At 54.3% G+C, this 12,298-nt stretch carries 17 protein-coding genes; 8 read left to right on the top strand and 9 right to left on the bottom strand.

Features of this window, described 5'->3' with window-relative positions; all coding sequences use genetic code 11:
- The first annotated feature begins 32 nt into the window (after nt 1-32).
- The 4 genes from hisB to hisF are packed head-to-tail and all read left to right on the top strand — an operon-like array spanning nt 33 to nt 2,732.
- Nucleotides 33-620, top strand: coding sequence for an imidazoleglycerol-phosphate dehydratase HisB (gene hisB, locus ACEW72_RS14060; RefSeq protein ID WP_373477041.1), 588 nt, complete (start codon nt 33-35; stop codon nt 618-620).
- A 3-nt stretch (nt 621-623) separates the two neighbouring features.
- Nucleotides 624-1,235, top strand: coding sequence for an imidazole glycerol phosphate synthase subunit HisH (hisH, locus tag ACEW72_RS14055; protein ID WP_373477017.1), 612 nt, complete (start codon nt 624-626; stop codon nt 1,233-1,235).
- 13 nt (nt 1,236-1,248) lie between these two features.
- Nucleotides 1,249-1,977, top strand: a complete 729-nt coding sequence (hisA, locus tag ACEW72_RS14050) for a 1-(5-phosphoribosyl)-5-[(5-phosphoribosylamino)methylideneamino]imidazole-4-carboxamide isomerase (protein WP_373477016.1) — start codon at nt 1,249-1,251, stop codon at nt 1,975-1,977.
- The gene (gene hisF / locus ACEW72_RS14045; RefSeq protein ID WP_373477015.1) at nt 1,974-2,732 is read left to right on the top strand and encodes an imidazole glycerol phosphate synthase subunit HisF; all 759 of its coding nucleotides are present in this window, start codon (nt 1,974-1,976) and stop codon (nt 2,730-2,732) included. The genes hisA and hisF overlap by 4 nt, the downstream gene beginning before the upstream one ends.
- Here the strand turns inward: hisF and ACEW72_RS14040 are convergent.
- The 7 genes from ACEW72_RS14040 to ACEW72_RS14010 form a co-directional block, all read right to left on the bottom strand.
- Nucleotides 2,729-3,379, bottom strand: a complete 651-nt coding sequence (locus ACEW72_RS14040) for a glutathione S-transferase family protein (RefSeq protein ID WP_373477014.1) — start codon at nt 3,377-3,379, stop codon at nt 2,729-2,731. The two genes, hisF and ACEW72_RS14040, sit on opposite strands and share 4 nt — an antisense overlap.
- Before the next feature lie 21 nt (nt 3,380-3,400).
- Nucleotides 3,401-4,036, bottom strand: coding sequence for an NrsF family protein (locus ACEW72_RS14035; protein WP_373477013.1), 636 nt, complete (start codon nt 4,034-4,036; stop codon nt 3,401-3,403).
- 1 nt (nt 4,037) lies between these two features.
- Nucleotides 4,038-4,541, bottom strand: a complete 504-nt coding sequence (locus tag ACEW72_RS14030) for a sigma-70 family RNA polymerase sigma factor (protein ID WP_373477012.1) — start codon at nt 4,539-4,541, stop codon at nt 4,038-4,040.
- A 17-nt stretch (nt 4,542-4,558) separates the two neighbouring features.
- Entirely contained in the window at nt 4,559-5,011 is a 453-nt protein-coding gene (locus tag ACEW72_RS14025; RefSeq protein WP_373477011.1) for a DoxX family protein, read from the bottom strand.
- 3 nt (nt 5,012-5,014) lie between these two features.
- Nucleotides 5,015-5,731, bottom strand: a complete 717-nt coding sequence (locus ACEW72_RS14020) for a putative DNA-binding domain-containing protein (RefSeq protein WP_373477010.1) — start codon at nt 5,729-5,731, stop codon at nt 5,015-5,017.
- Complete coding sequence (locus ACEW72_RS14015; protein WP_373477009.1) at nt 5,715-6,587, bottom strand: DUF692 family multinuclear iron-containing protein; 873 nt, start codon at nt 6,585-6,587, stop codon at nt 5,715-5,717. Before ACEW72_RS14015 ends, ACEW72_RS14020 begins: the two co-directional genes overlap by 17 nt.
- A gap of 88 nt (nt 6,588-6,675) precedes the next feature.
- Nucleotides 6,676-6,966, bottom strand: coding sequence for a DUF2282 domain-containing protein (locus ACEW72_RS14010; RefSeq protein WP_373477008.1), 291 nt, complete (start codon nt 6,964-6,966; stop codon nt 6,676-6,678).
- Nucleotides 6,967-7,231: 265 nt separating this feature from the next.
- On the opposite strand from ACEW72_RS14010, the gene groES reads away from it, so the two are divergent.
- The 4 genes from groES (at nt 7,232) to ACEW72_RS13990 (ending at nt 10,494) form a co-directional block, all read left to right on the top strand.
- The gene (gene groES / locus ACEW72_RS14005; RefSeq protein WP_160353013.1) at nt 7,232-7,519 is read left to right on the top strand and encodes a co-chaperone GroES; all 288 of its coding nucleotides are present in this window, start codon (nt 7,232-7,234) and stop codon (nt 7,517-7,519) included.
- A 57-nt stretch (nt 7,520-7,576) separates the two neighbouring features.
- Nucleotides 7,577-9,214, top strand: coding sequence for a chaperonin GroEL (gene groL, locus ACEW72_RS14000; protein ID WP_373477007.1), 1,638 nt, complete (start codon nt 7,577-7,579; stop codon nt 9,212-9,214).
- Nucleotides 9,215-9,330: 116 nt separating this feature from the next.
- Nucleotides 9,331-9,933, top strand: a complete 603-nt coding sequence (locus ACEW72_RS13995; protein WP_373477006.1) for a rhomboid family intramembrane serine protease — start codon at nt 9,331-9,333, stop codon at nt 9,931-9,933.
- 9 nt (nt 9,934-9,942) lie between these two features.
- The gene (locus ACEW72_RS13990; protein ID WP_373477005.1) at nt 9,943-10,494 is read left to right on the top strand and encodes a pseudouridine synthase; all 552 of its coding nucleotides are present in this window, start codon (nt 9,943-9,945) and stop codon (nt 10,492-10,494) included.
- A gap of 173 nt (nt 10,495-10,667) precedes the next feature.
- On the opposite strand, the gene ACEW72_RS13985 is transcribed toward ACEW72_RS13990, so the two are convergent.
- Nucleotides 10,668-11,816, bottom strand: coding sequence for a JmjC domain-containing protein (locus tag ACEW72_RS13985; protein WP_373477040.1), 1,149 nt, complete (start codon nt 11,814-11,816; stop codon nt 10,668-10,670).
- 5 nt (nt 11,817-11,821) lie between these two features.
- Nucleotides 11,822-12,214: a nuclear transport factor 2 family protein gene (locus tag ACEW72_RS13980; RefSeq protein WP_373477004.1), complete on the bottom strand. Its 393-nt coding sequence runs from the start codon at nt 12,212-12,214 to the stop codon at nt 11,822-11,824.
- Nucleotides 12,215-12,298: the final 84 nt, after the last annotated feature.

Below are 12,298 nucleotides of genomic sequence, written 5' to 3'. Positions count from 1 at the left end.
CCAAGCGCGAGATTATGCGTATAGCGACGCCCATGCGCTCCGGGACCATTAGCCGCAAAACCAATGAAACGTCGATTGATGTCGAGGTAAATCTTGACGGCAGTGGCGTTTATGAAGTTTCCACGGGCATTGGTTTTCTGGATCATATGCTGGAACAATTGTCACGCCATTCGCTGATCGACCTTAAGGTGAAAGCCGTAGGCGACCTGCATATCGACCAGCATCACACCACTGAAGACACCGGCATTGCCATAGGCGAGGCGGTTTTGCAGGCGCTCGGCGATAAACGCGGCATAACGCGATACGGCACGGCCTATGCGCCAATGGATGAAACGCTGACTCGCTGCGCACTGGATATTTCCGGCAGACCCTATTTTGTCTGGAAAGTGTCGCTTGGCATGCCTCGGCTGGGCGAATGGGATACCGAGTTGATCGAGCACTGGTTCCACAGCTTTGCGACGAGCGCGGGCATTACGCTGCATATCGAAAATCTCTACGGGTCGAACAACCATCATATCGTAGAGAGCTGCTACAAGGCTTTGGCGCGCGCGTTACGGCAAGCAGTCGAGATTGATCCGCGCAAGGCGGATTCCATTCCATCGACCAAGGGGACGCTGTAAGCCGTGTCACTGGCGCTGATTGATTATGGGGCGGGCAATCTGCATTCTGTGCATAATGCGTTGAAAGCAGCGGGGGCGTCGGATGTTGTCGTTACCGCTGAACCAGAAGTGGTGGCGAAAGCCGACCGGATTGTGTTGCCGGGAGTTGGAGCATTTGCCCATTGTTTTGAGGCTTTGTCGGCCATTGAAGGCATGATTGAAGCGATGGAGCGCAAAGTTCACAGCGACGGCATTCCCTTCCTCGGCATTTGTGTTGGCATGCAGCTTCTAGCTGATGCAGGCGTTGAGCACGGAACGACGCAGGGGCTCGGATGGATCAAGGGCACGGTACGCGCGATTGAGCCAGCGGCCGGACTAAAAGTTCCGCATATGGGCTGGAACGACGTAACGCCAAAAACACGTGCGCCGTTGTTAGAAAGCGGTGAAGCCTATTTCTTGCATGGTTATCATTTTGACGCAGAGAACGAAGCAAACGTTTTGGCCACAACCGATCATGGGGGATTGCTGGTTGCTGCTGTCGGTCAGGGCAATATTTTGGGCGTCCAGTTTCACCCTGAAAAAAGCCAGGCTTATGGCATAAATTTCCTGAAACGCTTTCTGGAGTGGCGCCCCTGATGGGAGATTTGGCTTGATCGTTTTTCCCGCAATTGACCTGAAGGGCGGCCAAGTTGTTCGCTTGGCAGAGGGCGATATGGACCGTGCAACCGTCTATGCCGACGATCCGGCAGCGCAGGCGCTTCTTTTTGCAGAGCAGGGCGCTGAGTTCCTGCACGTCGTTGATCTCGACGGAGCTTTTGCCGGACGGCCCGAAAATGCCGAAGCGGTTGAAGGCATCATCGAGAATTTCCCTGGCTATATCCAGCTCGGCGGCGGGATCCGGAACCCGCAGACGGTTGAACGCTGGTTCGATATGGGCGTCGCGCGGCTGGTTATCGGCACTGCAGCGCTGAAAGACCCGCAATTTGTGAAGGATATGGCGCGCGAATTTGAAAATGGCATCGTTGTTGCCGTTGATGCGCGCGATGGATTTGTTGCCACCGAGGGCTGGGCCGAGAAATCCGATATGGCGGTGATCGACCTTGCGCGACGCTTCGAAGACGCGGGCGTTGCATCGATCCTGTTCACCGATGTGGGACGTGACGGGATGCTGACCGGATGCAATATCGAAGCGACGGTCGATCTGGCGCGGCGGGTAAAAATTCCAGTTATTGCTAGCGGTGGGGTGAAGGGAATTGACGATATCCACATGCTGTCATTGCACGCAAAGGACGGCATCGAAGGCGTCATTACCGGCCGAGCCATTTATGACGGGCGGCTGGATCTGGCGACCGCGATTGCGATGGCGGAGCGCGCGTGACCGTCCGTATCCGTGTAATTCCTTGCCTCGACGTATCCAATGGCCGCGTCGTCAAGGGCGTCAACTTCGTCGACTTGCGCGATGCGGGTGACCCGGTGGAGCAGGCGCAAGCATATGATGCGGCGGGTGCGGACGAGCTTTGTTTTTTGGATATCGGGGCCAGCCATGAAGGACGCGGTACGATAATTGATGTCGTCCGGCGAACTGCCGAGGTTTGCTTCATGCCGTTAACAGTCGGCGGTGGAGTGCGGAGCGCAGAGGACGCGCGCGCATTGCTGTTGGCGGGTGCCGATAAAGTCGCGGTCAACAGCGCAGCCGTAGCCCGGCCAGAGGTTGTCGCCGATATCGCCGAACGTTTCGGCAGTCAGTGCGTTGTTGCCTCGGTTGACGCAAGACGAACAGGTGACCGATGGGAAATTTTCACCCACGGAGGCCGCAATCCGACAGGTATCGATGCATTAGAGCACGCGGTAAAGCTGGCTGCGCTGGGGGCAGGGGAATTGCTTGTCACCAGCATGGACCGCGACGGGACGCGTGATGGCTACGATCTCGCTTTGACGCGCGAAATTGCAGATGCGGTCAATGTGCCGGTCGTAGCAAGCGGCGGTGTCGGCAATCTTGATCACCTAGTTGAGGGCGTGCGGCAAGGCCATGCCAGCGCGGTGCTGGCGGCATCCATTTTCCATTTTGGCCAGCATAGCATTGCCGAAGCCCATGCCGCACTGCGGGCAGCGGGGTTGCCTGCGCGGTCCTAATCGCTAAACAACCTAGCCAATGCCGGCCTTTCGGCGCAGCGTTGTATCCAGTCCGAAAGGTTCGGATACGCTGAAAGATCAATATCCATGGATGCAATCCATCCGGCCAATACCCACAAATGTGTGTCCGCAATGGTATAGTCCCCGGCCAGATAAGGTTGATCAAGCAATGCCGCATCAAGTATGTTTAGACCCGCAGCAATATCGCTTTTGGCTTTGTCCAACGCCGCTTGATTTCGCAATTCTGCTGGGATGAAATCGACAGAACCTTCCTGAACGGCTCCATCTGAGCCTGTCATTTGCATCGCGGACAAGCGCCCTGCGGCTTCGGCTAACGATGTATTGGTCCAGACGATCCATTTCATCGCCGCCGCACGCTGCGGTCCGGAGGGTGGATATAGCCCAGCAGCCACGCCAAAAGTTTCACCCAAATACATCGTAATGGCTGCTGACTCCCAAATCGTCTCACCGTTGTGAACGATCACCGGTACTCGGCCATTAGGATTGATTTTTAGAAACTCCGGAGCTTGGGTGTCACCAGCGTCGATATCCATTTTTACGACGTCGACGGCAATTCCCAACTCCGCGATAACTGCCTCGGTCAGCGACGAAGTCGACATGGGAGCATGATAAAATATGAGACTCACTTCAAATACCTTGGTTGCAAATCACCACTTAATCAAACGCGGCACTATCATCCTGCCGACGACCGCGCAGATGATTATTGAAAGGCTATACCACAGCCCGATATAGACCACATTATTGAATGGGCAGTGCAGGTTATAGGCAAATGCACCCAAGCCCCCCGACGCGACTCCGGTTAGCCAACCTGCGCGCTCTGGCGAAGAAGGTGCGCCTTTACGGAGCCAAACCACCATAGGTACCGCGGTCGCAATGGCTGCAATCAGGCTGTACGACATGCAGCGAATGCCAGATTCCATCGCGGACATTGCAGGGCCAATATCTCCGGTAGATGCAACAACAATTGCTGCGAGTGGAAAAACTGCAGCGGCGGCCAACGCCATTTGCCAGCCATTCTGGTTTCTGCCGACGGCAGGGCTCGCCATAGAAGTTACGGCATAAGCCGTCGCGCCACCTAGCAGCAGCAGCACACCTGCACGGATTAGAAACATCTCGTCGGGATGCCCGGCAAGTACGTCCGCTCGCATTCCTTGCGTCCATATTATTAATGACGTTGCGGCGATGGTGACGGCAGCCAAAAAGAGCAGCGGCACATCCTTTCGCATCGGTTTGACGGGTTCCAGATCATCAACCAGTGCGGCGATATCAAAACTCTTATTCATCTCATTCGCTCTCGATAAGCATCGCCAGCTTTTTCAGGCCACGATGTATGTTCACTTTGACCAGCGGTTCGGACTGGCCACATTTGATGCAAGCCTCGGCAATGCTGAGGCCGTCGATTTTGACCAGGCGAATGGCGAGTGCCTGTGCCTGGGGTAATTGATGCAGCAAGTTATCGATGCTGATTTTTGCACCGACAACATCTTCATGGCTTTCTTCACTATGCTGATCCTGCAATTCATCGGCGGCGTGGCGATAGGTTTGCCGCAAGCGGTCAACCCAGCGATACCGAGCGATGGCCGCAAGCCAAGGTAAAAACGGCCGCGACGGATCATAACTGGCGCGTTTGCGATGTAGCGAAATCAAGGTTTCCTGAACCAGATCATCGACCGCATCGGCAGCAATTTTTTGCGAAAAGAACCGCGCAAGCCAACGACCTGTCTGTTCCAGCAAAACAGCATAAGCCTGTTTGTCACCTGCTTGTGAAAGGCGCATCAGGTCACGCATGGTTTCTTCGCGCGCAATCATTTTGAACGTGTCAGTAACGCGTCAACGCCGAGCTTTCCGCCGCCGCGAGCGATCAGAACGAGTGCAAGTGCAACCCAGATCATATGAACCGACCACCATGCTTCGGGATAGACAAAAATCTGGATGACCATTGTCATGCCTAATAATGCGAGCGCTGACAGGCGTGTAAAGAGCCCAATAACGAGCAAGATGGGAAACAAATGTTCCGAATAAGTGGCCAAATAGGCCGCAAATTCCGAAGGCAGCGGCACGCCGCTATATTCCTCTTCAAACAGGAATTTTGCGGTGTCGCTGACTGATAGCAAACTCCCCTCATCCACCTTTGTGCGCCCGGAACGCCAGAAAATTCCGGCGAGGGACACGCGAACGAACAGTAGCATCACCGATTCAGCAAGTGTCGTCGAAAGTGCTGCAACAATTCGGGTATAAGGGACCAAAAGGGCGTTCATTCATCATCCAGCTTTGATCAGCGCTCCAGCGCCGATGAGGTGAAAAATCGGCTCTAAGGGAGCCTGTTCACCAGACTGTTCGATGGCAATCTCCAAAAGGTTACCCAGAACTGCATTTTTCTCCGCCGAAGCTGCACATACCGCCATTTGAATGGGGTTTAGCGGAACCAGGCGTACTTCGGTTTCAGGACGAACCGTTAGTATTGCTGATGGTTGCATGTCGGTCAGATTTTCTACGGCAATTACCAAAGGCGATGAAATCGGAACAAGCCGCGCCGATGGATGCGGTGCTATAGGCAACGCTATCAAATGCGTTTGATCCAATCCGCCCAGTTCGGAAAGAGTAAGAGCACTCGCTTCTGCGGCGTTATAACTTTCAAGCCACGCCCATTCAATCTGTGCCAATTCAATAGTGGCTGCGTCGCCAAGACAATAAGGGAAGCGCAATCCAATATGATTATTGTCGCTAGCCCGCGCAATCTCGCTCTCGGCGAAATTGCGGGCTAATCTGTTGAATTCTTCGTCACCAATAAACTGGCGCGTCAGGGGGAATGTTTCTTCCAAAGCGACAATGCGCGCATGATTTATTGTATTGGCATGCGCTTTGAGGCCCAGCATGATCCGGTCGACAGGGCCATCAAACAAACGCGGGTCCAACCGGGCAGGTCCGTCGTTGATGGTATCGATAAAGTTGTTCTGCGCGTCAATCAACGACGGCATAGCACGCCTCGTTCATTATATCCTGCGCTTTTTCGGCCTCCGCTATCAACACCGGATAATCGGGTATGTCAGTATCCCATTCAATCAAAGTTGGTTTCGCACCAGCGCGTTCGATAAACCGGCGATACATATCCCATGTTGTTTGGGTGACATGGCTGCCATGATCGTCGATCAACAATGGTCCGCTATCATGCTGCTCGACCGCATGGCCGGCTAAATGAATTTCGCCGACGATAAGGGGATCGATTGCATCGAGATAGGATAAGGGTGAAAAACCCAGATTGTTGGCCGAAACTTCGACATTGTTGATATCGAACAAAAGCCCGCATCCGGTGATACCAACCAGTCTGGCGATAAACTCGACCTCTTCCATCTCGTCGCCTCGATAGGCAAGATAGCGTGAGGGGTTTTCGATAAGGATTGAGCGTTTCAACCGGTCCTGAACTTTCCCGATTTCACCGGCAAAATGGTCGAGTGATTGTTTTGTGTAAGGTACAGGGAGTAGATCCGCGAAACGGTTATGCGCGTTGCCGGAAAAGCTCAGATGGTCCGAAACCGATGCAGGCTGGTACAAATCGCATAGTGCAGCCAGGCGTTCAAGATCATAACCATTCAACCCGTCGGCAGAACCAAGAGAAAGCCCGACCGAATGGAAGCTAAGAGGAAAACGTTCGGCGATGGCGGTCAGCCAACGGTGTGGCGGACCACCATCGCCAAAATAATTCTGCGGATGGACTTCGACCCAACAAGAGCGACCCGATGGGCATGAAGGGTCGAGCAACGATTCATAATGTTGCGGTTTCAAACCTATCCCGACCGAAGGAGGAAGGAGGAAGGGGGTAGGCTTGATGTCCATCCGCAAACCATAAGCTTTCAAACTGGAGCCGTCATCCCGAACGCGTTCGACTGAATGCCAATTGCGTCCAAAATAGCGTCAAATGAATTTAGCCTTTCATCGGCACAGGTTTAGCATTGCCCTTTTTCGCCGCAAGCGAACCGCCCATTTTTTCGCAAGTGCCGGTGGCGACAAATTTCCAGGCGTTGCCTTGATAATCGACGGTCGACGTGCCAGCACAGCTTGTTCCTGGTCCTGCGGCGCAATCATTTTTTGCCTTCAGCGAAACGCCATAGCATTTTTCTTTTTCGCCCGCTGCCTGTGCGGGGGCGGCGGCCATAGTAGCAGCGGCGGAAAGGGCTGCGGCGGCACCGGCTAGCTTCAAAATCATAGTGTTCATCGTGATTCTCCTAATCTGTTCGGGCATTAAGCCAGAGGGGGATGGACCATAATTCATCCGGTCCTGTCAATCATTCGAAAAGCAGGAGCCAGCGGTTACAATATGTGCAAAAATTCTTTTCCGCAGCCCTTGACCCGTCACAAAAACACCCTATCTGAATACCGTTAGCACTCGTATTTGGCGAGTGCCAACACTTATTCATTGCCGTCACCTGCTTCCCTGCGGGAGTGGCGGGATGGCAAAACAGTTAAAAGGAAGGTTCTACATGGCATTTCGTCCGTTGCATGACCGTGTCCTCGTCCGTCGGGTCGAGGCCGAAGCAAAAACCGCTGGTGGGATTATCATCCCCGATACCGCTCAGGAAAAGCCACAAGAAGGCGAAGTTGTCGCTGTTGGTTCTGGAACCAAGGCCGATGATGGCACAGTGACTCCGCTCGACGTTAAGGCTGGTGACAAGATTCTGTTCGGCAAATGGTCCGGAACCGAAGTCAAGATCGATGGGGAAGACCTGTTGATTATGAAGGAATCGGATATCCTCGGGATTGTTAGCTAACCCCAAACCAGTGTGAACTTGCGCAGTTTTCTGCGCTTTATTTAAAGGAACAATATCATGGCTGCTAAAGACGTGAAATTCGGCCGCGATGCGCGTGAACGCATCCTGCGCGGCGTAGACATCCTCGCCGACGCGGTGAAGGTGACCTTGGGGCCAAAGGGCCGCAATGTTGTTATCGACAAAAGCTTCGGTGCTCCGCGCATTACCAAGGACGGCGTTACTGTCGCCAAGGAAATCGAACTGAAAGACAAGTTCGAAAATATGGGCGCACAGATGGTTCGCGAAGTTGCCTCGAAAACCAATGATATTGCCGGTGACGGCACCACCTCCGCGACCGATTTGGCGCAGGCTATCGTGCGCGAAGGTATGAAGTCCGTTGCCGCTGGCATGAATCCGATGGATTTGAAGCGTGGTATCGACCTTGCAGTTACCGCAGTTGTCGCTGATCTTGTGCAGCGCTCCAAGCCGGTTGCCGGTTCGTCTGAAGTTGCCCAAGTCGGTACAATTTCTGCAAATGGCGAATCCGAAATCGGTGAAATGATTGCCAAGGCCATGGAAAAGGTCGGCAAAGAAGGCGTTATAACGGTCGAAGAAGCGAAGGGTCGCGAAAGCGAGCTCGACGTTGTTGAAGGTATGCAGTTTGACCGCGGTTATCTGTCGCCTTACTTCATCACCAACACCGAAAAGATGTCTGTCGAACTCGACAATCCATACATCCTGATCCACGAAAAGAAGCTCGGCAACTTGCAAGCCATGTTGCCAATTCTCGAAGCAGTGGTGCAGTCGGGTCGTCCGCTTCTCATCATCGCTGAAGACGTTGAAGGCGAAGCATTGGCTACCCTGGTGGTCAACAAATTGCGTGGCGGTCTGAAGATTGCAGCTGTTAAGGCCCCTGGCTTTGGCGATCGTCGCAAGGCGATGCTGGAAGATATCGCGATCCTCACCAAGGGTGAAATGATTAGCGAAGATCTGGGCATCAAGCTTGAAACTGTAACTTTGGGCATGCTCGGCCAAGCCAAGCGCGTTACCATTGACAAGGACAACACCATCATCGTCGATGGCGCCGGTGAATCCGATGCGATCAAAGGCCGTGTAGAAGCGATCCGTTCGCAGATCGAAAACACCACGTCTGATTATGACAAGGAAAAGCTGCAAGAACGTCTGGCCAAATTGGCTGGCGGCGTTGCAGTCATCAAGGTCGGTGGTTCGACCGAAGTTGAAGTGAAAGAACGTAAGGACCGCGTCGACGATGCGCTGCACGCAACCCGCGCAGCCGTTGAAGAAGGCATTGTTCCAGGCGGCGGTACAGCGCTTTTGTACGCAACCAAGGCGTTGGCAAACATCAAGGGTGCCAATGACGACCAGACTCGCGGTGTCGACATCATCCGCAAGGCAATCGAAGCGCCGCTGCGCCAGATTGCCCAGAATGCAGGAGTTGATGGCGCGGTTGTCGCTGGCAACTTGTTGCGTGAAAACGATGAGACGATGGGCTTCAACGCATCGACTGACGTTTATGAAAATCTGGTCAAGGCAGGCGTTATCGACCCAACCAAGGTCGTTCGTACCGCATTGCAGGATGCAGCATCGGTTGCCGGTCTGTTGATTACCACTGAAGCTGCAATTTCCGACGCACCTGAAGACAAGTCTGCCGGCGGTGGCGGTATGCCCGGCGGAATGGGCGGCATGGATTTCTAAGTCCAAGCTGTTCAGTCCAAACTGAAACAGGAAGGGCCGGTGGGGAAACTCACCGGCCTTTTCTTTATGCGTTGTTGTGTTATAGGGGTAATACAGTTAGCGCAGAGGAACTGACAATGATCCAGCATTGGAAAACAATCGCAGGTTTAAGCGCGGCGATGATCGTCGCGCATGTCGTCAACCTTTTTACTGGCGGATACCTGTCGAATTTCGGTATTGAGCCGCGCGAAATAGGCGGCGCCTACACGATTGCGACGGCCCCGTTCATCCATGCCGATGTGGCGCATCTAGGAAGCAATTTGGCGGCGTTCGTGGTGCTGGGGTCGCTGGTGCTGCTTCAGGGGCTACGCTATTTCGTCAAGGCGAGCGCGGTGATCATATTGCTCGGCGGTGGGCTCGTGTGGCTGCTTGGGCGTCCCGGCGATCATATCGGCGCAAGCGGCTGGATTTTCGGGCTGTGGAGCCTTGTCATTGCGTTGGCATGGTTCGACCGCAGCCCGCGCAGTATTGCTATCGCGTTGGCCGTGTTGTTTTTCTATGGCGGGATGGTGTTCGGGGTGCTTCCGACGCAGGGGTATATTTCGTTTGAATCGCATCTCTTTGGCGCGATTGCGGGCGTATTTGCGGCGTTCACTCTGTCGAAAAAGCCTGCTGCCGAGATTGTCGCGCCGGTGCGGCAGAACGAACTGAAATTCTGGCCGCAGGATAGAGTGCGCTAGACGCGATTGATGCCCCGCCTGATTCTGTTCAACAAACCCTTCGGGGTACTGCCGCAATTTACCGACAAAGGGACGGAAGGCTCGCCGCGTCCGACGCTTTCGCAATTTATCGACGTTCCGGGGGTATATCCGGCTGGGCGACTTGACATGGACAGCGAAGGCTTGATGCTACTGACCGACGATGGGCGGTTGCAGGCGCAGATATCCGACCCGAAGTTCAAGATGCCGAAAAGCTATCTTGTGCAGGTCGAGGGCGAAGTGACGGACGAGGCGTTGGCGGCGTTGCGAAATTGTGTGCGGTTGAAGGATGGCGAGACCTTACCCGCCGAGGCGGAACGCATTGACGAACCCGAATTATGGCCGCGCGACCCGCCCATTCGTGTGCGATTGAGCGTACCCGATAGCTGGCTGAAACTAACAATCCGCGAAGGCCGCAACCGGCAAGTGCGACGGATGACAGCGGCGGTTGGTTTTCCGACTTTGCGGTTGGTGCGCTGGTCCGTGGGGGACTGGATGGTCGAGGGCATAGGGCAGGGGGAGTGGCGCGAGATTAGCCTCTAGGTCGGGGAATGCGCTTGCCCTTGGTCCGGCTTGTGAGGTGAAATTTGTGACAGCGGTCACATTTATATGGGCGCAATAGGATATCGGCGCGTTGAGCGACGGCCGAGGCGTCCTGTTCTGTTGGATAACGCGCCTTTTTAGCGCAAATGCTGAGCCTGGTCTGCACCAATGCGTTAATCATCCTGCTCGAACGCAATTGCCCCTCGATTGGCCATTTGCATGACCAGAACGTGCACAGAATCGGGCTGTAACAATTTGGCATCAGCGACCAATCGGCTTTCTGCACAGATTTTTCGGGCAAATGCCTCGCTTCCGTCTCTGCATGAGAAACAGTGACCGTCGACAAACAGATCTACGCCCTCGTCAGCCTGTATGAAGGAAAAACGGCTGGCCGGGTTGCGCACAAGCGTTGTGCCATTGGCGAGGTGAAGGCGGACCTCTTCCAAGCTGACTGGCTCGTCTGGCGTCCAATCAACCTCTGGATATTTAGGCGTTGTGCTATATTCTCCGAACCAGCGGGCAAAGCTTTGACGGTCGGCTAAGGCACCACAAACCATTTGATGCAGGGTTGCCAATGCCTCGACTGATATTTCACCAGGGTTGGCTTGTTCTGCCAGCTCCGGGTCGCAATAACGGTCGTCATCATCCATTTCGGCGACCATATCGTCGACGTAATGTGCGATCAATTCGCTGCGTGAGGGCGCGCGAAATCCGACCGAATAGGTCATACAATCGTCGCCGACCGCAACTCCGTCATGCGCGATGCGTGGCGGCACATACAGGATGTCGCCTGGTTCCAACACCCATTCGTCAGTGGCTTCGAAATTCGCCAGCAATCGTAATTCATCATGCGGCAATAGGGGGCTATCAGCATCACAAACTTGCCCAACGCGCCAGCGGCGACGCCCATGCCCCTGAATAAGAAAGACATCATATTGGTCAAAATGCGGACCAACACCGCCGCCATCCGTGGCATAGCTGACCATGATATCGTCAATCCGCCAATCGGGAATGAACCGAAATGGCGCGATCAATTCGGCTACCTGTGGCACATGATGATCGACAGCTTGCACCAGCAATGTCGACGGTTCTTGACCCAATTTTGCAAAACGCGCCGCTGCCAAGGGGCCATGTTCGACCGCCCAACTGCCCTGTGCTCCAATGACAAGTCGGGATTCAACTTCCGGTTCACAGGCCAGCCCTGCCAATTCGTCGGGGTCGAGCGGATTTATCCATTGCGACCAAGGATTACGGATCAGCAGTGGCTTTTTTTGCCAATAATCGCGAAGGAACGCGGCAGCGTCAAAACGGACCAATGCAATTGAGGTCACCCGGACATCTTCATCAGCATCTCGCCCATTTTCTGGTGGAGCATGTTCATCGCCTTCAAGGGGCGGACCATGACCTTGAAATGGGTGATGAGTCCTTCGTCATTGCAACTGATCATGTCGATACCGTTGATCGCAATTCCGTCGATAACGGTTTCAAATTCCAGGATTGCCGAATTTTCCCGATGCCATTCACCGACATAGGAAAAATCGTCGTTTCCCAGCGTATGTCCTGCGGCGGCCAGATATTTGGCGGTAATCGCTCTGCCCAATTGCGGAGTGTGAACGACCGGACTTTCGAAAATGCAGTCGTCATGCAGGATAGCGGCAATCGCGTCGACATCGCGCGACAGGGCCACCTTATGCCAGATTTCAGCCGGATTATGTGCCATATTCAATATCCCAGATCCAGATTTACGAGGGGTTCCAGCTTCTCGCCCTTTCGGTAGCGTTCCAGATTCTCGAAAAAGCGTGTG

It is taken from the genome of Sphingorhabdus sp., from assembly GCF_041737645.1.
Lineage (GTDB): Bacteria > Pseudomonadota > Alphaproteobacteria > Sphingomonadales > Sphingomonadaceae > Sphingorhabdus_B.
Note: the sequence above shows the minus strand (reverse complement) of the source record. Positions and strands in the feature narration are given on the sequence as shown.